This is a genomic window from Microbulbifer mixtoriginis (SeqCode) (genome assembly GCF_052467235.1).
In genome coordinates this window covers 1230396-1251243 of record NZ_CP174305.1, presented here as the reverse complement: position 1 = coordinate 1251243, position 20848 = coordinate 1230396, and the positions used below count along the sequence as shown (strand labels likewise).

At 45.3% G+C, this 20848-nt stretch carries 16 protein-coding genes and 1 pseudogene; 9 read left to right on the top strand and 8 right to left on the bottom strand.

Annotation, left to right across the window (positions count from 1 at the left end):
• The first annotated feature begins 184 nt into the window (after positions 1-184).
• From ACJJIO_RS05560 to ACJJIO_RS05550, 3 genes are all read left to right on the top strand, one after another.
• Positions 185-1369 (top strand): iron-containing alcohol dehydrogenase, encoded by a 1185-nt coding sequence (locus ACJJIO_RS05560; RefSeq protein ID WP_444889528.1) that lies wholly within the window; start codon positions 185-187, stop codon positions 1367-1369.
• A 63-nt stretch (positions 1370-1432) separates the two neighbouring features.
• Positions 1433-2029, top strand: coding sequence for a peptide-methionine (S)-S-oxide reductase MsrA (msrA, locus tag ACJJIO_RS05555; protein ID WP_444887072.1), 597 nt, complete (start codon positions 1433-1435; stop codon positions 2027-2029).
• 132 nt (positions 2030-2161) lie between these two features.
• Positions 2162-3172, top strand: coding sequence for an alpha/beta fold hydrolase (locus tag ACJJIO_RS05550; protein WP_444910382.1), 1011 nt, complete (start codon positions 2162-2164; stop codon positions 3170-3172).
• A 115-nt stretch (positions 3173-3287) separates the two neighbouring features.
• Here ACJJIO_RS05550 and pdxR (ACJJIO_RS05545) read toward each other — a convergent pair whose 3' ends face one another.
• Positions 3288-4769 carry a MocR-like pyridoxine biosynthesis transcription factor PdxR gene (pdxR, locus tag ACJJIO_RS05545; RefSeq protein ID WP_444910381.1) on the bottom strand — a complete coding sequence of 494 codons (1482 nt, stop codon included), beginning with the start codon at positions 4767-4769 and terminating at the stop codon, positions 3288-3290.
• A gap of 345 nt (positions 4770-5114) precedes the next feature.
• On the opposite strand from pdxR (ACJJIO_RS05545), the gene ACJJIO_RS05540 reads away from it, so the two are divergent.
• Complete coding sequence (locus ACJJIO_RS05540; RefSeq protein ID WP_444910380.1) at positions 5115-7535, top strand: ricin-type beta-trefoil lectin domain protein; 2421 nt, start codon at positions 5115-5117, stop codon at positions 7533-7535.
• 657 nt (positions 7536-8192) lie between these two features.
• Here ACJJIO_RS05540 and ACJJIO_RS05535 read toward each other — a convergent pair.
• Positions 8193-8634: pseudogene (locus ACJJIO_RS05535) on the bottom strand (IS30 family transposase); the annotation flags it as partial.
• Positions 8635-9303: 669 nt separating this feature from the next.
• Positions 9304-9465 (bottom strand): LysR family transcriptional regulator, encoded by a 162-nt coding sequence (locus tag ACJJIO_RS05530; protein WP_444910974.1) that lies wholly within the window; start codon positions 9463-9465, stop codon positions 9304-9306.
• Positions 9466-9600: 135 nt separating this feature from the next.
• Between ACJJIO_RS05530 and ACJJIO_RS05525 the strand changes: the two genes are divergently transcribed.
• Positions 9601-9978 carry a YybH family protein gene (locus ACJJIO_RS05525; protein ID WP_444910379.1) on the top strand — a complete coding sequence of 126 codons (378 nt, stop codon included), beginning with the start codon at positions 9601-9603 and terminating at the stop codon, positions 9976-9978.
• Positions 9979-9989: 11 nt separating this feature from the next.
• Entirely contained in the window at positions 9990-10901 is a 912-nt protein-coding gene (locus ACJJIO_RS05520) for an alpha/beta hydrolase (RefSeq protein WP_444910378.1), read from the top strand.
• Positions 10902-11306: 405 nt separating this feature from the next.
• Here the strand turns inward: ACJJIO_RS05520 and ACJJIO_RS05515 are convergent, their stop codons facing one another.
• Both ACJJIO_RS05515 and pdxR (ACJJIO_RS05510) read right to left on the bottom strand, forming a co-directional pair.
• Positions 11307-12647 carry a hypothetical protein gene (locus ACJJIO_RS05515; protein ID WP_444910377.1) on the bottom strand — a complete coding sequence of 447 codons (1341 nt, stop codon included), beginning with the start codon at positions 12645-12647 and terminating at the stop codon, positions 11307-11309.
• 314 nt (positions 12648-12961) lie between these two features.
• On the bottom strand, positions 12962-14434 hold the full coding sequence (gene pdxR, locus ACJJIO_RS05510) for a MocR-like pyridoxine biosynthesis transcription factor PdxR (protein ID WP_444910376.1): 1473 nt from the start codon (positions 14432-14434) through the stop codon (positions 12962-12964).
• Between the two features lie 103 nt (positions 14435-14537).
• Between pdxR (ACJJIO_RS05510) and ACJJIO_RS05505 the strand changes: the two genes are divergently transcribed.
• On the top strand, positions 14538-15137 hold the full coding sequence (locus ACJJIO_RS05505; protein WP_444910375.1) for a pyridoxamine 5'-phosphate oxidase family protein: 600 nt from the start codon (positions 14538-14540) through the stop codon (positions 15135-15137).
• On the opposite strand, the gene ACJJIO_RS05500 is transcribed toward ACJJIO_RS05505, so the two are convergent.
• The 3 genes from ACJJIO_RS05500 to ACJJIO_RS05490 are packed head-to-tail and all read right to left on the bottom strand — an operon-like array spanning position 15130 to position 17148.
• Complete coding sequence (locus ACJJIO_RS05500) at positions 15130-15600, bottom strand: GNAT family N-acetyltransferase (RefSeq protein WP_444910374.1); 471 nt, start codon at positions 15598-15600, stop codon at positions 15130-15132. The two genes, ACJJIO_RS05505 and ACJJIO_RS05500, sit on opposite strands and share 8 nt — an antisense overlap.
• Before the next feature lie 55 nt (positions 15601-15655).
• Entirely contained in the window at positions 15656-16612 is a 957-nt protein-coding gene (locus ACJJIO_RS05495; protein WP_444910373.1) for a S41 family peptidase, read from the bottom strand.
• Entirely contained in the window at positions 16609-17148 is a 540-nt protein-coding gene (locus tag ACJJIO_RS05490; protein ID WP_444910372.1) for a MarR family winged helix-turn-helix transcriptional regulator, read from the bottom strand. Before ACJJIO_RS05490 ends, ACJJIO_RS05495 begins: the two co-directional genes overlap by 4 nt.
• Before the next feature lie 195 nt (positions 17149-17343).
• On the opposite strand from ACJJIO_RS05490, the gene ACJJIO_RS05485 reads away from it, so the two are divergent.
• Both ACJJIO_RS05485 and ACJJIO_RS05480 read left to right on the top strand, forming a co-directional pair.
• On the top strand, positions 17344-20190 hold the full coding sequence (locus ACJJIO_RS05485; protein WP_444910371.1) for an ExeM/NucH family extracellular endonuclease: 2847 nt from the start codon (positions 17344-17346) through the stop codon (positions 20188-20190).
• A 265-nt stretch (positions 20191-20455) separates the two neighbouring features.
• A complete protein-coding gene (locus tag ACJJIO_RS05480) occupies positions 20456-20830 on the top strand; it encodes a hypothetical protein (protein WP_444883934.1) in 375 nt (124 codons plus the stop codon).
• The last annotated feature ends 18 nt before the right edge of the window (positions 20831-20848 follow it).

Below are 20848 nucleotides of genomic sequence, written 5' to 3'. Positions count from 1 at the left end.
CTTTTTTTAGCTGTAGTTTGGCCTATGGATAATAACCCCGAGCTTTTACAGGTGGGATATCCAGATAGCGTTGAGGTCATGAATAGAAAATTTGTTTTTAACCTTATCCTATCAGTTAAACGCATAGAGACTGTGGATAACTAGAAATTTTAAATGGTTAAGCGGTAAAGGCAGAGAGGATAATGTGGATAAATACCGGGTAAACTGGAATTTTCCTACCAATATTTGGGTTGGTCCCGGCCGGATATCAGATCTTGCCAAAGCCTGCTCTGATCTCAATATGCAGCACCCCTTACTGGTAACGGATCCCGGTATTGCAGGCATACCACTGCTTCAACGCGCATTGGTGCCTTGTAAGGAATACGGCCTGGAGGTGGAGATTTTCTCCTCAATCAAGGGGAATCCCAACGGTGAGAATATTGACAGTGGTGTCGAGCTGTTACGAGATAAAAATTGCGACGGCGTAATCGCCTTCGGTGGTGGTTCAGCCATAGATGCCGGTAAGGCGATTGCCCTAATGGCCGGGCAGCGTCGTCCCATTTGGGATTTTGAAGATATTGGCGATAACTATAAGCGGGTTGACCTCGACGGCATGCTCCCAGTAATTGCCGTGCCTACAACCGCGGGCACTGGCTCGGAAGTCGGGCGGGTGGCGGTCATAACCGATGAGCAGGCGAAGGTAAAACGCCTGATATTTCACCCCAAACTATTGCCGGATATCGTCATACTGGATGCCGAGCTGACTCTGGATCTTCCCCCCCAGATTACTGCAGCCACTGGCATGGATGCACTCTCGCATAACCTGGAAGCTTATTATTCCCCCATTTACCACCCCATGGCAGAGGGCATCGCACTACAGGGGATGCGTCTGATTAAGAATTATCTGCCCCGTGCTTACATGATTGGCACTGAGTTGAAAGCCCGTCAACAGATGTTGGTAGCCTCCTGTATGGGAGCCACCGCATTTCAGCGTGGCTTGGGAGCTATTCATGCCCTGGCACATCCGCTCGGTGCCCTATATGACAAGCACCACGGTTTACTCAACGCCATATTGATGCCCTATGTGCTTGTAGCCAACCGGCCCGCTATAGAGGTTCCCATGGGGCAGTTGGCCCTCTCACTGCAATTGACCGGCAAAGATAGGTTCGAGAGCGGTTTCGATGCCGTACTGAATTGGATTCTCGGTCTGCGTCAGCAATTAAATATTCCCCACACCCTGGTTGAAATCGGTATCAAAGCCGAAGACGCCGATAGAATCGCTCATATGGCTGCGGCAGATCCCTCGGCAGCCAGTAATCCTATGTCGTTTAGTGCAGTGAAATATCGCGATATTTTCCTGCGTGCTTGCCAGGGTAGTGTCACACTGTAAGAGTTTACCTCTATGAGTCGACAGAAGAGTAACCATCAATAGAACATTCCATAGGAATTCGTTATGCGCGGTATTTTTACTCTGTTTATTCTTCTGGCAGCCACCCTCGGATATGCCCAGGATTCTCCTGATATACGAACCGCTATTTTTGCTGGAGGCTGTTTCTGGTGTATGGAACCGCCGTATGACAAAGTGAATGGCGTGCTGGAAACCACCTCAGGTTACAGCGGTGGTCATGTAAAGAACCCCTCCTATGATCAGGTCTCTGCCGGTGGCACCGGCCATGCCGAGGTGGTGCAAGTTAAATATGATGCAAACAAAGTGAGTTATTCCGAGTTACTCAATATTTTTTGGCACAACGTGGACCCCTTTGATGCCGGTGGCCAGTTTTGTGACCGGGGCGATCAGTACCGTGCTGAGATCTTTTACGGTAATGAAGAAGAGAAAAAGCTGGCCGAAGAGAGTAAGAAGAAAGTAGAGGCCGAGCTGGGTAAGAAAGTTGTCACCCAGATAAAGCCTGCCGCTACTTTTTATCCGGCAGAGGCTTACCACCAGGATTATTATCAGCGCAATCCCCTACGCTATAAATACTACCGCTTTCGCTGCGGGCGGGATCAGCGGCTTGAGGAAGTTTGGGGAAAAGGTAAGAGCAAGAGCTGAAGAGTTTGGGGTGTTTTTTGATCTCTTAAATAGAGGTGCCCTTAAGCGAATAAGTCTGCTGACTAGGATAATTCAGATGTGGTAAACGGCATGGGGAACACCGAATCTGGCAGGTTGCAAGAAGGGGAGGTAATGAGCACTGCAGCAGGATTCCCCGTTCTTTATCGCTATATTGCTGCAGATAAATCCAAACCTCTAATGGTATTTGTGCCGGGTAACTCTCACTTGGCACGTATCTTTTATGGCTGCCCCGAGGCAAGGGAAGAAGACTTTATCAGTTATTGGGTACATCGTTCAGGCCACCCCTTCCTTGCTATATCCTTCCCCATCGCCAATAAGGCCTTTGAGGGATATTATCCCAATTTCACCATCGCAGATTGGGGTAAGCAGGTCGCGGAAGTAATTGACAAGATTGTCACTGAGAATAACTTACAAGGTGAGGTAATCGTTTGTGGCTGGAGTATGGGATGCAAGATTGCAGGAGCTCTTGGGAAGGAGGCGATTGGTAAGAGCTTCTCAATAGTGATGTTTGTTGCCATGTCGGGAGATCCCGCTGTTCCAGGCTTCTTGCCAAAAGCAAATGCTGAAAATATCGCTATGACACCAGAAGGGCTGGCAAACCGGGAGAGCTTATACCCCTGGTTTTTTCAGGCACTGGAAGATCAAAGTACCTATAACGGCCATACTATTCTCCCAAAAGATATTTATCGGCAGAGGATCCTGGGGGCCACCCCTGTGGGATTGATTGGCACGGGCCTGATGTATAAGAACGGCCAATTTGTGGAAGACTTAGAATGGAGTCTTAAGTCCGCGAACACTTTCAATTACGACGATTATCCTTTTCCTGTGGTTATTCATGGTAATTCGATATCTGATGGGGAAAACGTATTACTGAATACCTCTAACTGGGCGTTTATTAGAAATAGAGTGCTTATTAAGAGGGTGCTTGGGGATAATGCATTGAAGGACCTGTCTCCTGCTCAGTGGGAGCGTCTTCAAGAACTAGTTGAATGCTCTGGTAGCCACTTTTCGCAATCCCTTCCCGGGGGGCACTTCTTTTTTTGGGGAGAAGTTAGTGCGAGGGATGTAGTCAGAAAGTTATTAATGTTATTGTCGCGCGTCAAAAATTTGATAAGATTTTAATGGGTGATTTTTATTCGACATTTATACTTTGATGATATTGTTTAATGGATTTGCGGAGTTTAATTCGGTAAGTGAGCGCAAATCCATAAGGGTCTTTCTAAGAATGACCATTAATTCAACTGGTGGGGCGTTTGTCACTGTTTAATAGGTGTGCCAAATAATCTACAAAGTTTTCACGTTGAGAAGAATTTGTATTTGCGCAACCTAAAATCAAACCAGATATTTTTTTTTCATTAGCATCAGATAGTGAAAGAGGGGCGTTGCCAAATCCTTTTTTGTGTAGTTTTTCTGAAAGCCATTTATCATCGTGATGTGGCGTAGAAAGAACAGCAAACATAATCCCACTACCTGTAATCAAATTTACATTAGGTTCAAGTCGGTTTTGTGTTAATCTGTGAAAGTGTTCCCATTTTTTTTGGTATTTTTTTTGCATTCTACGAGTGTGTCGAACAAAGTGCCCTTCATTCATAAAATCAGCGATGATTGCTTGAGGGAGTAGCGTGGATGGCCCTGAAATAACAGATTTCACACTTACAAAGCTAGAAACTACAGGTTTTGGTACTACTAGATATCCTAATCTCAGGCTAGGTAATAAAGCCCTATTAAAGCTTCCAATGAATATTACTGGAGTGTTATTTCTCATCCCTTGTAGCGCCGCATATGGGTTCCCATTGAATGAAAATATACTGTTAGATTCATCCTCAATGATCCAGCATTGATTTTTATCGGCCCAATCTAATAGCTTATTCCTTTCTAAAGGTGGAAGAATCCCACCCATAGGGTATTGATAAGTTGGAGTTGTATAGAGGAGCTTTTCACTTACATTAATTTGTGGTAATAAATCAACGTCTAGATGATTATTTTTCAAACCAACTAAGTTGATTTTTGCATTCATCGATTCAAATGCTAATTTTGCTCCCCAAAAACCAGGGTTTTCCATTAAGATTGAATCATTTTGCTCTAAGAAGACTTTGGCGCATATATTTAAGGCTTCTTGTCTGCCATTGGTAATAATGATTTGATCTGGAGCACATCTTACGCCTCGAGTGATCAGTAAGTACTCTGCCAGCCATTCTCTTAAAGGTAAATATCCAATAGGATTCCCATATCCATTAATTGGTATTCTATCTTGATGCTGTCGGTAAAGTTTGTTCCAGATAGAAAAAGGGAAAGCTTTTAAATCTGGTACACCTGGTGAGAAGGGTAGGAGAGTAGGCCACTGTGACATAAAACGAGGATAAGAATTTAGCATTTGGCTGTAGACCGACAAACTCGGTAAAGGTGTTGCACTATTAAGCGTGTCATTGTGGGGGTGACGTTCATCGGGATAATTTGCGAAGGACGGTAAATTTTTAGAAACAAAAACTCCTTTTCCTACCCTGCTGGTTAAAAATCCTTCATTTTTAAGTTGCTCTATTGTTTGTGTAACCGTATTACGGCTGATGTCCAAACACTCAGACATTCTTCTGGAAGAAGGTAGTTTTACTCCCGCTAATAACCGTCCATTGATAATTCGTTCAATTAAGGCTTTATAGAGTTGTTTCTGGAGAGGCTTGTTTCGATTTATAGATAAGTCAGATAAGTCTGGGGCGTTCACCGCTGGTACCATATAATATAAAAGCTGAATCTTACTTATTTTGACATTACTATCAATATGGTGTCACCAAAGAGTTAGATCTAGAAAATGAAAATTCATTTTTAAAATGTAATTATCTAAAATAAATCACGCTTTCCCAAGCAAGGCTGGTAGATGGTTTCATTTGTAATCATTTCGTTGTTGCTTAAAAAAATATATTGTGAATTTTACAGCCTTTTCTGTTGATATGTATGCTGGCACCATGGTTTTTTCAAAACTGGACCTAACTCTTTAATACTTTTTCCAGCTATATTTCTAGGGTCAATTTTGACTTTATTTAAATGCAGATTTTCTAGGAGTAAAGATATGAAAATTATGAAGAGGGTTACCTTGTGTGCAGGTATCTCCCTGGTAGCCGCTAATGCATCTGCGAATGAGCTTAGCGGTGCTTGTTATGATTATGCTTCAAGAGAGGCCAGCTCTGCTGTCTCTTACGATGGTCAAAGTGTAGGAATTTTACTTGCAAATAATGTGATATCTACGGCACTCGGTGTGCCGGAATCCTTCTCTCTTATTTCAAAAGCGTACCCTTTTATTTATAGTGCTGTAAAAGGTGGAGTTGTTGAAAAAATGACTCCGGGGGCTGATCCTCAATTGGTAAGTTGCTTGGAAGAATTTAATAGCCGCATTTCAAATTTAGAAGGAGCTTACCTTGGTCAAGATCTAACAGATCTCACCGGCTTGGTTAGTCTTATTCAGCAAGAAATTGTGGATAATGGAATTTTATCTAGCCATGCTAATATTGCTTCCAAACTACAGTTGTTAGCAGTAAGCCTTGGGGAGAAAATAGATAAGGAATTGGATGCCGATACACCAACATCAGCTAAATATAAAGCTCTGATTGATGAAGTTATACCAGGATATATAGCGATCATTCAGATGGAGTTTATGCACAGAAAAGAATGGAATCGCTATTGTTATAATAGAGGCTCCTATGCGTCCTGGAAGAATGTGGAGGATGATGAGTTAATTTCTCCCTCGATATTGAATTCAATTAAACACGATGATGAAGTTGTACTTACAGACTACTTAATTGAGCCAGAAGATGCCCTGGATGCATGCAGGGGCGGTAATGATACTTACTTGACGTATAACCGGGTTAAGGATGTCAATGAAATTGGCTCTTATAAAAAAATATTAGATGATGTTGGTATTAAAGTTAACGAAAATAATTTATTTCCGGGGCTAGTTTCAGTAGAATTAGATTTTCGTGAATCTCGACTAGGAGCTTATAGGGAATCCTTCGTAAGAGAGTGCTCTGGTGGTGGTGTTAGATATTCATATATAGATAATTATAACAACTTTACTTCACAAGCTGTCCCTGAGAGTCAATGTAATCAGTGGCGTGATGAGTATATTGATGATCTTTATAGCAATAGTCAATTCGCAAGTGAATCGAAAAGAAACTCTATCTTTCATAGCCTTGCATTTATTGTGGATTCCTGGGATTGGTATAACCACGCTTTAAAAATAACTGACGCCCAGGCTGATGAAGATCTAATCGAGATAAAGGATGTCTTTGATCTAGAAACTTACAGGGGAGTAAGGCTTAAATATAAGTCTACTGACAAATGTGCCAGTATGGATGGTACAGTAAAGCTAAATTGTGATGTTGGTGCCAGCCAATTTATGATCAGGCCCTATCAGGATGGTTATACGATCTCTAGGCTTGCTGATAATCGTAACTTTAAAGATAAAGGTGAAGATTCAGATGGCTTTGTTATCCGGTCTAGTGTTGGGAGTGACTCTGTTTGGCAGTTTAAGAAAAGACATTTTTTGGACACTGAGTACCAGATTGTGAATTCAAATACAGAAAGGTGTCTAATTGTTGATGAAAACGACAGGCTCATTATGGGAGGGTGCGAGAACGATGACAGGTGGGAAATCGATGGTACAGATATCCCCGAGGGGACCTTTATTCGCTTGCGTCATGTGCCCGATAACACCTGTTTTGGTCGCTTTGGGGCAATTAATTGCGATGAAGAATCCTATGTTTTTGAAGTTGCGAAATATCAAGATGGGTATCGGATAACGGTTGATAGCAGGAGCTTAAAGCAAAAAGATGATGGCCTTGGATTTTATAGTGGGCTTGGAGATGATGCCATCTGGGTTATAAATGATTTTGATGGTGATGGTCTTTTCCGGTTAGCAAACTATACTACCGGTCATTGCTTGAGCAATGAAAATGGAGTGCTGACTACCGTTGCTTGTGGAATTGCGCCATCTGATATCGAGATTTTTGCACTGGAATTTATAGAACTCCCTACAGCAGCGAGTGGTAATCACACAATAATTGCCCCAGAAGGATTAACAGGATTTAATGGTTGCATCAGTTCATTTCACAGCGCAAGTTCAACTTTCCCTGCAGGATATCGTGGTAGCAATTTATCGTGTCAAATAGCCTTATTACCACATAATGGTGGATATTTGATTTGGGACACTGAGGCAAATAATGAATCTTATGTGAGTGATATAGATTTGGGCTTTGGCCATCATAGCATACGTCCTGATACGGAAAAAACTGATGCAACAACTTGGGACTTTATTGGTCCTTATCGTTTTTCCGATGATAGTAGTTTTTATCAAATTAAAAACAGACTCACAGGCCATTGCTTGGCTCCACAGTTCCAAAATGCTCCTAACTGGTTGGTTGGAAAAGTTGACTGTGAAGATAACTCTTCAAAAGTTTGGACCATTAAAGAAGATTCGTTTTCAGATGGCGAATAGGATTAATTGACCTCCTTGAGGTTCTTTAAGGGGCTTAATTTAAGCCCCTTCATTTCACTACACTAAATGACTATTCGACACCTAATCAAGATTGTAAGATGATGGTAAAGAAGTAAAGAAATTGGTCAACATCATTTTTGTTATAGGTAAAATCACTAGTGCACAAAATAGTTTTTCTCTGAGTTCGTCTTGCACAGCTAATGAAGGTCAATTGATTATTTTTTCTAAAAATATAGATCACCATATGTTGAACATGGTGTTGTTAGGTTTGAATTTAATCCATAAAAGAGTAAATTGTATTTGTAGTAGTCGTTGGGTGTTAGGTAGGTTGTTGTCTGGTGATTCTAGGTGATGTCAACTCATAAATATATCCTTTTGGGCTAGGAATCATTTTTTAATTTGATTGCGTTCTTTCTCAATAGTGATATTTAATGTGTCAATCTTCTAGGTCATTTTTCAGAAGGTTTATATTGGTGTTGTCGGGTTTAATGATGGAGTTGGGGGTGCTGGTAGCTCTAGGCTATATAGTTTGTGAATCAGCTTGATACTTGTCCGACCATGTTATTATTAGGGTGTTTGAAAGGTTGTTGCTAAATACTATTTGCTTCTTGGTTTCAAGTAATAGCTGCAATTCTTCCATGCTGCAAGAAGATTATCTTACAGCCCCATAAATTGCTCATTCGGAGACCCTCCACCCAGACTCGCTTTTGATCTACTGTTTAGGTGATCTATTACAAATTGAATCTGCTCCTCTGTTACTTTATTGAAGTAGGTATTCTTTGGGAAATACTGCCGAATGAGGCCGTTAATGTTTTCATTAATTTCCCTCTCCCAAGATGAATATGGGTGAGCAAAATAAATATCAGCTTCCAAGCCTTCTGCAATCGTTGTATGGCCAGCGAATTCAAGACCATTATCAAATGGTAATTGTTTTTATTTTTCCGTGTCGATCATACTTACCGTAGCACTTACGATGGTGCTTTGATGCACTCCTAAGATACTTGTATAAGTCCTCACCAATTGTCTGATCTAAGTAAATTAGCTGATAGATCATTTCATGATGTAGCGTTACACCCGTATGTTCCTTTAAATGGCTTGCAGCCTACTTAATGCTTTTAACGAAGTACTGAACATTCGCAGGAGGTCTTTTGGTGAAAAGATAGATATAGTGTATTGGTGTCAAGGCTACTGTTGTTACTGTTTCCAGAACCCCCTCTTTGACAAGCTTAGCTGCCGTAATATCCGCGTGCCTCTCAATCTTCAAGCCCATTTCTGTTATTTGAAAAAAACTGCGCAAAGAGTTACCGCGGACTTTGGTGTGGCTCGTATTGTGTCTGCATTAAGAAACTTACATTTAACCGGAATTCCCTGCTAATCATTGGCGATATGACTCCATTGGTGTAAATAATAGCGATTCTCTAATAAATTACCTTACCTATCTATTTACTCTCTATTTGGATTAAGGCTTTCACGGAGCACACCTAGATTGGACACTTTGGTTGATTGCATATCCAGGTTGCCTAGGCGAATTGCAATATCTACCTGTAATTCAATCAGGTCGATAGGGGTATCGTTAGCGAGTAATCGAACACTAAGCTGTGTATGCTGCTCTGTGAGCTGGCTGGAACAATAACCGGCTCGAAAAGTGCGTGAGACGCAGTAATTGTCAGTGTCCCCGAGAGTTTTTCACAGGTGCTTTTTAAGTCTGCCAGGGCAGTGCTATAAATATCTATGATTTATGGCAAGAAATGTAGAACTGCGTGCCTGCTTACGTTAACGAGAGCGCTCGGGTACTTCGGTATAGTAGCCTTATTCCCAGACCTTTTTCCAGTTGGGTTACCGTCTGGCTTATTGCCGATTTAGTACGGGCCAGGCTATTAGCCACTGCCATAAAACTGCACACTTTAACAACAGCTAGAAATACTTGCATATCTTCTAGATAGGGTTTCATTGTTTAATTCTTCTAAACACTAATTTAACTTTATGGCTGTTTATCAAAAGGCGGTGTCTGGGGCACTATGCTTGCAGAAAGTTAATACTTAATTATCGTGAAGAGGAATCTGATTTGAATAAGGCATTAATTGAAAAAACTGTAGTAGCCAGCGAGCGTTGGAAGTCATTTTTCAACCAAGGAAATGCAGAAGGTTGCGCTTCTATGTACGAAAAGGATGCGCAAATGATGGCCAAGCCATTTGGGCTATTCCAGGGGCGGGAGCAGATACAGGCTTTCTGGGAAAATCTTGTGGCTCAGGGGTTCTCAGATGTGACTTACCTGGATACAAAAATCGAGGCAATAGATGACACTTCAACCGTACTTTCCAGCAACTGGAGAATGAATAACGCGCAAGGAGTAATTACACGAGAGCTCTGGGTTCTCCAGGAGGACGGCACAATGCGCCTGCGTGAGGACCATTTTGAAGCCTTGGACAAAAATGCGAAGTGAAAGGATATAACATGAACGAATATTGGAATAGTTTTACTCGGGAAAAAACTGACGAACAGTACAATCCGACTCTGTGGAATCATCGTTTGCCGCCAGAAAAATTGTTACCAGCTCATGTAGAATTCACAGAGAGTCACAGCTCCAATTACCGACAGGCGATCAAAGGTGGACTGCAAACAGTTAGTTTTGGGGAAGGGGAATTATCAGGCTCAATGGATATTTTTAGGCCTGAGAATGTTGCTGAAGATGCACCCATAGTCATTTATATCCATGGAGGTTGGTGGCAATGGTTCTCAAAAGAGCAGTTTTCTTTCCTGGCTGAGCCTTTTAATAGAAAAGGGATTGCTGTTTATATGCCTGGTTATCGTATGGCCCAGGATTGGAATAATGGCGTGCCTATGGAGTCCATAGTAAAACAGACACAGTATGCAATGGCTAAGGTACTTAAGGAGGCAAAGCTGAGAGGTGCGCCTGCAGTTTACCTGATGGGGCACTCGGCAGGTGGTCAGTTAGTAGGGATGTTACATCAGACAGATTGGAGCCAGTTTGATATTTCAAAATCTACGCAGGATAAGTTCAAAGGCGCATTTTCTCTGGCTGGGCTTTTCGATATCCGTCCACTGGTGAATAGCTTTGTCAATGACACGATTAATATGTCAATGGAGTCAGCGGAGAAGGTAAGCCCACAGTTAATGCCGCTAAGTGAAGGTAGAAAGCTCTGTCCACTACATTTAATAGTACCTGAATTTGATACTCCTGAGTTTTTTCGTCAGACAAAGGAGTATCAAGAAAAGCTATTAAAGTCCGGAAATCCCTGTCATTTTATCATTGCAAATAATCGTGATCATCTTGATGTGCTTGAAAGATTAGTTGTCGAAGATGATGAGGTGCTAAGTTATCTCTTGAATCATATTTTGGTTTAGTTCTAAAACTAGGGTATGACAAGTAATGTCCATGTCCTCCTGTCTAAACAGTATTTAAAGTTTTGAAATAAATTGTAGAGAAAACCTTGGTGGGGTATCTTTTAAATAAATGGCTTAATTTTTCTAGCTTGGTTTCAAGTAGTAAAGATAAGCCTCTATTGACAACCAAGTTGTATGTCTCAGAGTATGTCTGTTTTTTTTAATATGAAAATGCTGTGTTCAGCTTTAATAAGCTTTTAATTCTTTAGTAATCTGTTTTTGATATTGAATTTTTATCCAAGCCTTTGGTTTAGGTTTTTCTGATTCCTGTGCTAAATTTTTGTGTGAATAAATTATGTGGATAAAAGAGTAGAGAGCCGCGAATGGACGCTTATCAGTTTAGCCAAGATTAAGTCTGATTGATGATTAGTGTTTTGTGCTGTCTTTTCTATAAATATCTATAAGTATCAATATATAAAATAAAGGAATCAGTGTGAGTGCTGCCAAGTGCAATGCTATTATATCGTTTTCTTTGCTGGATGGGCTCACTGAAAATACAATTATTTCCAGGATGAAAAACAAGATAAACAATAGATATTTATCCAGCTTAGATATGGATTCAAACACCTTGGAACCAAGCAGCCAGTAACGCCAGGATTTGCATTTCAAAGCATCAAAAAGATAATAAAGGCCACAGGTTAAGCTTACTAAAGTTGTGAGTAGTAGCTCAAACACCCAGGCCGGGGGCTTGCCAGGGGCTGGGGGCCAAACATTGGTTACTCCAAATTCGGTAAAGGAGAGAATGGCGAATAGTCCGGTAGTTAATAGAACAATAGGGAACCGAAAAACTAATATGACCATACAGATTGCGGCAGAGACTTCGAAAATCCTTTGAATGGGCATAAAAATATTGGCATGCTCTGTAACCCAGGCTAATGCGTTGCGAAACCATAGCGGGGTGTTTCCGTATTCTACATAGGAGTTCACCAGCCCTCTATAGCCCTCTACGGTAAACCAGTTCAGTAAGCTGTCTTCATAAACCTGGAAAATCAACATAACACCTATGGTGATGGTGAACAGGTTAATCCACCGCCCTAGCAGTAGGTTGGATTGTTCTGTCTGTAAGACCATGCGATATCGGTCTAAAAATTTTGAAAGTATTGCTAGGGCGGCAATGGTGATACTGGATAAAAGGCTGGCTAGAAGTATGTGATTACCGCCGTTGCGCGACATCAAAAATATCGCAAACAACACGCTAGATGCCACAATCACCCAGAGGCACCAGGACAAAAAGCTTATATCGGGTGCCAGAATACTACCCAATAGACGCTGGTGATAGGGCGTAGGATGAGATGAGGCTTGATCGGATGGTTTCTGAATGTTTGGGGTGAAGCTACAGCTACTTACCGCTAAGACTAATGCATATAAAGCCGGTGATAAAAACTCAAAGAACCAGCTATTTTCGCCCATATAAGTAAAGCCCCATAATACTATGAAGCTCACAAACATGAGTAGGGCGCCTAGGGTCATTAATACCCGCAATATTAAGAGTACCCCGGCAAGTAGAATGACAAAATGCAGTGAGTAAGTCAGGCTGGTGATGTGCGGGGTGAAAAATATGGCTAAAGATTGAATAGCTGCGGGGACTTCTTCCGTTCGAATAAGCTGCTCTAATACGGCTGCAAAGGCCTGCGGAGCCATCTCGCCATTCAGGTAGCGCATAATGACCAGTTGGATACAAGCGGCGCCTAAAAAAAGGCTTATCATGGCTAGCCATGCAGTTTGCGAGGTTGCCGCTTTTGTTTGGCTAGTATCTAAAGTTTGACTGGAATTGTGCATAAACCCAGCCTAGTTGAATTCGACCCCCATAGATCAATCCTTGTGCCAAAAAAAGTTCGCTATTTCAGCGTGTTTCCATCCAAGTTGTTGTCTTTATCGGCAATAGGAAAGCGTGGATAACTTCAGGCTAGGGCTGGCCAGGCATATGCGGGGTGAGTGTATATAAGAAATACACTAACAATATTTTCTACTGACCATGGCATAGAAATGCTGTTGCCAATAATAATGATATTGAAAGTTTGCTAGCTGAATGAGTGTGTTAAAAAACTCTGCAGAAGATCTATACAGTCCTCTCGTTGTTGTTTACTGGTATTGGCAAACCCTAATACCAGGCCATGGTTCAATGATTTATCGGGGTAGAAAAAAGAAAGTGGCGTGCTACCGAAGCGGTGCTGGGCTAATTGCTTTGACAGTTCTAGGTCATTCCTGCCGGGCGTGGCGAGTACCAAGTGCATTCCGGCACTACTTGCGATGAGTTGCGCCTGGGGTTCCAGTTTATCTCGTGCCAAGTCGCAAAAATGCAGCCATTTTTCCCGATAGTTGATGCGCATTTTGCGCAGGTGTCGTACGAAGTGTCCCTCGTCAATAAAGTCGGCAACAACCGCCTGGGCAAGTAGGGGGGAGTGGCCGGAGAGTATTTCCTTTGCCCGAGCAAATGCCTGTACAAAGGGTTTGGGAACGATCATGTAACCTAAGCGCAGGCCGGGCTGCAGGCTTTTACTGAAGCTGCCCATATAGATAACCGGGGTATGCTCTGCCATTCCCTGGAGAGCGGCGACAGGTTTGTGCTTAAAGGAAAATTCGCTGTCATAGTCATCCTCTAAAATCCAGCATCGCGTCTTGCTGGCCCAGTCCAACAGCTTTAGCCGTTCACTGGCAGGCATGACTCCGCCCATGGGGTACTGATGGGTTGGCGTGGTGTAGAGGACTTTGCCGTGCAGTTGGCTTTTGATCAGTGCATCCACGTCTAAATAGCCGCTTTGCAATTCGGCCAATGCCAACTTGGCGCCGCAGGCTTGAAACACCCAGCGGGCGCGGCGGTAGCCAGGGTTTTCCATGATGGCGGTATCGCCGGGGCTTAGTAGCACTTGTGCGCACAGGCTCAAGGCTTCCTGGGCGCCATTGGTTATGATGATCTGGCTTTCATCACAGAGCACTCCGCGGCAGCTGCGCAGGTATTCTGCCAGTGCCTGGCGTAAGGGTGGATGGCCCTGGCTGTGCCCATAGCCAAGCAGTGGAAACCTATCTTTGTGGCGCCTGTAGAGTCTGGACCAAATAGCTAAAGGAAAGGCATTGAGATCCGGTATACCCGGTGAAAAAGGTAGAGATACACCGCTGTCGGTTTTAAATGCCGTTGCAGTCTGCAGCTTTTGGCCAAGGGCTGAGAGCCCTGGTAAGGGAGCTGTACTATCGGAGCCTTGGGAATGCCATGCCTGGTGCTGTGGTTTCTGTACGTAAGCGGGTAGGGCGCTAGATACAAAAACGCCCTGTCCGACACGGCTGGTAACAAAGCCCTCTGCTTTGAGCTGCTCTAACACCAGTGTGACCGTATTGCGGCTGATATTCAGGGTGGAGGATAGTCTACGAGAGGAGGGGAGCTTGCTCCCTGCTGCGAGACGGCCGCTGCAAATCCACTCCACCAGGCTGCGGTATAACTGGCTTTGTAACGGTTGCCTGGGGTCCAGGGTTAAGTCGGCAAAATCGGGGCTGCTCAAACTGGCACCATTAACTGATTAAAACTGGATCTAATCAGAGTACCAGCAACTCCCTATATTGGCGATATCTGTTGTTGATAAATCGTTGTGGGAGTTTTTAAGAATGGTAGTTTTAGATTCCGCAAAGAGTGAATTGCCGGTAACTGCGAAAAGCCGGGTGCGCCGTGCTGCCAAGAGGGCCAGTTATCGCCGCGAGGATATTTATCGTTTGGTCGATGAACTGAAGCTGGGGCATATTGGTTTTACTCAGGATGGTGAAGTGATTGTTATTCCCATGACAGTATGGCGCCATGGGGACTTTTTGTATTTTCATGTGCTCAATAAAAGCCGCCTGCAGAAATTACTGGATTCGGGGCAGCAGGTGTGTATTTCCTTTGCCCACTATGACGAATGGGTCCTGGCTAAATCCGCCTTTCATCACAGTGCCAACTATCGCTCGGCAGTTTTGTTTTGCCGCGGTGCGCGGGTACAGGACCCAGAGGAGTTTGATGCGGTTTTCAAATCTATTATCGAAGATATCGAGCCTGGCCGCTGGAGCCAGGTGCGCGCTCCAAACCCTCAGGAGCGCAAGGGTACGGCCCTGATGCGCCTGACCATAGAGGAAGGTTCTTTCAAGAGTCGCACAGGGGCGCCATCAGACAATAAAGAAGATCTCGATTTACCGGTTTGGAGTGGCACTAAGCCCGCCTGCCCGTTTAGATAGCATCAGCCTCTTCAGGAATTTTATTGGTGAGGTTGATAATGGCAAGCATATCTTCGTTGTCCTTATCCATACCCACTTCAGTAAAACCAAAACTGGAATAAAAGTCTTTAGCCACTGGGTTTTTGGGGTTGTAGCAGATTTCTATTTGCTCGATATTGGGTGTTTGCCGGATTTCTTGTAGGGCTAGCTGAAGCGCTGCCCTACCTATCCCCTTCCCCTGCTGCTTCTGGTCAACCATAAATCTCCAAATGGAAATTTTTTCACGGCTCTCTTTCACCCACATAAGAAAGCCAACGGGCTTTTCTTCCGTATAAATCGCACGGGTTTCATATCCAGAATTGAACTGTGCCTCCACCAGTGACCACATATTGCAGGCGACGTATTCTTGCTGTGCTTCGGCGACATCCAGATCGCAGATCGCCTCATAGTTATTCTGGGTTATAGGTTGTAAAGAGGTACGCATTGTTGAGTTCTACATTTCCATTGCTTTAAAGTTTGGGTGTGCTTTAAAACGCAGTTTATTTTTTAAGAACCTTTAACGCCACCTGTAAAATTTCTTGCTCGCTGCTTTCAATATTCGGCCTCACCCCCTGACCCTCCCAGTTAACCAGCTCCTTAGATAAAGTCGAAACCGGGCGACTAGAGGGAATTCCAATTTCAAAGTTAAATGGCAGGGTCTGAGGCGCATCCATCATATGGGCTCCGCCGGCGCTGGCACTACCGATAATAGTGGCTCTACCCAGTTGTTGCAGCGAGAAGGCGATGCTTTCTGATGCAGAGAAGGAGCGCCCATTGATCAGTACTACCATGGGTCTCTGGGTGCCATAGGCTGGCCAGGGAAGTTCTTTGATGCGTTCAGGGGAATGTTGCTTCTCTCTGGTTTCAATAACATATGGCAGGGGGGTAGTGGGGTCCACAAAGGATTCGAGGATAGCAGTGGCTGTATCACTATCACCACCGCCATTATTGCGCAGGTCTAATATCAGACCGTCACTGTGTTGCAACAGGGTAAACGCCGCGGCCAGGCTTTGCCGGGCATTTTCAAAAGTATGGAATGAAGAGAGTTTGAAGTAGGCAATATTACCGGGCAATAACTCTAGTTTCTTTACACCATAGTTGTTCTTGGGCGCCTCGGCTCGCCACTGTGCTATCCAGTTGTTGGAATCTTCATTAGGGCTTACCGGCTCCAAATAGAAATGTTTGTCTCCGGACAGTGTTCGGATTTTCTCGGTAATTAGCTTGGCAAAACTTTTGGAGTCCCGACAAAAGCGCAAAGCTTCAGGGCTACTGGCCATCTCAAACAACGCCAGGGAAACGCTCTGGGCTTTGTCTGCGAGTACATAAGTTTCTGCAATAGCGCTGGCGGCGGATTGGATAACTACGGTGGGATTAAACTGGCAATCCTCATCGCTTGCGTAAGTCGCTGAAGAGATGGTGTGGCATAGGGCCAGGCTGAAGGCGGCAATCAGTTTCATGGCTTTCTATTCTCCTTGGCAATGCACTGTTGAATGCGATCGAGATAGGGGTGTTCCTGCAGAGCGGTAATCGCCTCTTCGGCGAGTGCTGTTAATGGTGTAGACAGTTGCCGATTTAATGAACGTTCCGCTTCAACTGTGGCTTGCCAGTGGACTTCAAGCTTTGGTAGTAAGCGCTGGCCTTTACGGCTGAGGCGGACCTTGCGCTGGCGTGCATCCTCCCCGGTGAGGATTTCTAACAATCCCTGCTGGACCATATCTCTGACTGTCTGGCTAACCGCCGGCTGGGAGATTGCGGCACTGGCCGCGATTTCATTGATGGTGACCGGGCTCTTGTGGATAAGGGCTCGCATCACCGGTGTATAACGCGGCTTGTAGTTTTTAATACCGCAGGTGCGGTAACTATCTGCGACATCGCCGTCCAGTAATTCGATTAAATGCCTGAGGCGAGTACCCAACTGGCTGTATTTCATAGTGTTGAATTTATATAAGTGCTTATATAAATGATTGTAGAGTATCTCCCTACGCTGTGGCATTTCCTCAACCTCCTGTGAACCCGTTAACCCTTCGCTTGATCGCGGACACACGTTTTTAGGTTGCCGGCAAATGCCAAGCCTTTCCAATCACCACACATTGAAACCGAAATTTAACATTTGTTTCATCGAAATTTAGGAATTCCCCGCCACTCTTTGCGCCGCTTAATCCGTATCAGGCAACTGGGAATAACGACGATGAAACAATTTGGCTTGGCTGCTCTGGCAGCCCTGGGTCTTCCACTGATGGCTGCAGAGGTCCAAGCCAGCGACCTCATTATCTCGGAGTACATTGAGGGCAGTGGTAACAATAAAGCGCTGGAAATTTTTAATGGCGGTGAAACTGCGATTGATCTGAGTGATTACGCCATCCAGCTTTTTTTCAATGGTTCCGATAGCGCCTCCGCGAACATTGCTTTGAGTGGCACCCTGCAGGGCGGTGCGGTATTTGTTCTGGCCCACGGCAGTGCCGATGCGGCGTTGCTGGATCAGGCCGACCAGATTTATACCAGCGGCCTGTTTAATGGTGATGATGCCGTAGCGCTGGTAGGCCCCAATGGTTTTGTTGATGTGATCGGCCAAATTGGTACTGACCCCGGCAGCCAGTGGGGCAATAGCAGCCTCGGCACACAAAACCAAACACTGGTACGCAATCTGGATGTGCAGACAGGCCGAACCGATGGAAGCGGCATCTTCGATCCTGCTCTGGAGTGGTCCAGTGAGGGGTTGAATAACTTTGATCACCTGGGCTGGCACGGCGCCGATGGTGGCAATGGAGATGGTGACGGTAATGGCGGTATTGAGCTTGGGGCCTGTGGCGATGCGTCAACCTTAATCAGCCAGATACAGGGCAGCGGCACCGCGAGTGCGCTTGAAGGCGAGCGCCACGAAATTGAGGCGGTGGTTGTCGGCAATTTCCAAGATCCCAATACCGGCTTGGCCGGTTTCTTCCTTCAGGAAGAGGACAGCGATCAGGATGGCGTGGATGCGACTTCAGAAGGACTGTTTGTACACGACAATGCTTTCGGTGTGAGTGTGCAAGTTGGCGACCTGGTGCGCGTGGGGGGTATCGTCGATGAATTTTTTGATTTCACTGAGTTGAATCAGGTTGATGGTGTCAGCGTTTGCGGAAGCGGTTATCAGGTAACGGCGGCTAATGTACAGATGCCGTTTGGCTCTGTGGCAGAGCAGGAGCAGCTCGAAGGGATGTTGGTTGAGTTCCCGCAGAGCCTCACCGTTAACGGTCATTACAACCTGGGCCGCTATGGCGAAGTGATCCTATCCAATGGCCGCCTGTACATCCCCACCCACAACAACATGCCGGGCGCTGCAGCGGCGGCTCAAGTGGAAGCCAACGCACTCAACCAGATTATTCTGGACGATGGTTCCACAGTGCAAAATCCCGAGACAATGCCATATCCGGCCTCGGGTCTCAGCGCTTCTAACACCTTGCGAAGTGGCGATACTCTGGAGGGGCTTACCGGAGTGATGGGGTACGGCTTCGGTGCCTACCGTGTTCACCCTGTGGAAGTCCCCCAATTTACCCCGGTCAATCTACGCGATGAAGCGCCCATCTTACCGGGTGATGGCAGCCTGCGTGTTGCCAGCTTTAACGTGCTGAATTACTTCAATGGTGACGGCAACGGAGGTGGCTTTCCCACTTCGCGCGGTGCCGATACTTTGGAAGAGTTTGAGCGCCAAAGAGAGAAAATTATTTCTGCAATCTTGCGTATGGAAGCCGATATTGTCGGATTGATGGAACTGGAAAACGACGGCTACGGTGTCGATAGTGCCATCCAGGATCTGGTCAATGGGCTCAACGCAGCAGCATCAGGACAGAGCTACCGGTTTGTGCAGCCGGACCTCACGCAGCTGGGCAGTGATGAAATCGCCGTGGGCATGATTTACCGCAGCGACCGTGTTATGCCGATTGGCAGAGCCGTTACTCTGCAGGATTATCCTTTTGATGACGGTAACCGCCAGCCGCTGTTACAGGCATTTGCCGAACTCTCCTCCGGTGAGCGTCTCGCCGTGGTGGTGAACCACTTTAAATCCAAGGGAAGTTGTCCAAATGATGGCAGCCTGAACAGCGATCAGGGGGATGGTCAGGGCTGCTGGAATGCTCTGCGTACTCAGGCTGCCGATGCCCTGGTGAGTTGGGTTGAGAATGACCCCACCGGAACTGGAATTGACCGTGTTTTAGTGCTGGGCGACCTCAACAGCTACGCCATGGAAAATCCAATTACGGCTCTTGAAGGGGCGGGTTATACCGACCTGCTGGAATGGTACGGAGCGGGACAGGCTTATTCCTATGTCTATGACGGCCAGTCTGGCTACCTGGATCATGCGCTGGCCAGCCCTTCACTGGCTCCGTTGGTTACTGCCGCCGTGGACTGGCATATTAATGCCGATGAACCGCGAGTGTTGGATTACAACCTTGAACACAAGAGCCTAGAGCAGCAGGAAAACCTCTATTCTACAGGCCCCTTCCGTGCATCCGATCACGATCCCTTAATTGTTGAGCTGGATCTGAGTGCAGATAACCTAGCGCCCACGGCAGAATTCAGCTGGGAGTCTGAAGGGTTGTTGATTAATTTTATCGATAACAGCAGTGATGCAGATGGTGAGCTGTTGAGCTGGTCCTGGGATTTTGGCGACGGCTTAACCAGTAGCGAGCAAAATCCCAGCCACACTTTCGATGTGCCGGGTAATTACTTGGTACGTTTGCAGGTAAAAGACGATCGCGGTGCGGTATCCACACAAGAACAGATTGTTGAAGTGATGGATGATGCGATTTCATTGCAGGCTAACTTTAAACTACATCGCTTTTTCCGTTGGGTATGGGTAGAAGATCGCAGCCAATACAGTGGTGATAATAAACTGCAATACCACTGGGATTTTGGGGATGGAGTGCAGCGCAACGGTCGTTGGGCGTTACATCGCTACGCACAAACGGGTAATTACGAAATTACCCTCACAGTGACTGATGGTGAGGACGCTGAAGATAGCGCCTCCCAAGTAGTAAAAATTTCCTGGCCACGATGATATATGTCAATTTTTGATTAATAATAAATATTCTGGTTGCCCTGGCGCCGGGGTTTTGAATTCCCTGTCGTCGCTTCACCAGGATTCTTTGAGTTGATAGCTTTTCCCTAGAAGCGAATGGCCGCACCCTGGTGGTGCGGTCTTTTTTATTTCGCTCTCCTTAAAAAATTAACTGCCCCCATTTGTTTTTAAGCTGATGACCCCCTTTGGGAGAAAGAAGGACCATACTAGGTTCTGTCTTGTTGGGTTACAGGGGCGCCGCTTTATGTCGTGTGCATTCAAAAATCTCGTAGGTTTAAGCCTGGAGTGGACTGGCACCCATTATTCCGAGGTGGGAGATTTCCCTGATCTCTCCACCTATGTTGTCAGTTATGAGTCAGAATCCAACTGCTATATCACTGCCGGTGGCAAGCTGGTATGTGAAGCCAGTTACTCGTATGCGCCTATGGGAGTACGTATGGCAGCACTGGTTTATCGGCCGAATATCTACCAGGGGCGGCGTGGAGTTGTTCTTTACGCCATGTTGGATTTTGACCTGATGATGGATCGCGCCGTTATTATGCATAACGATCAACCCCTCGCGCTGGCCAATGGCAGTTTTCGGGTGGTTGATACACCGGAAAAACCCGTCGTTGGTTAGGGGAGAATTAAATTAAAA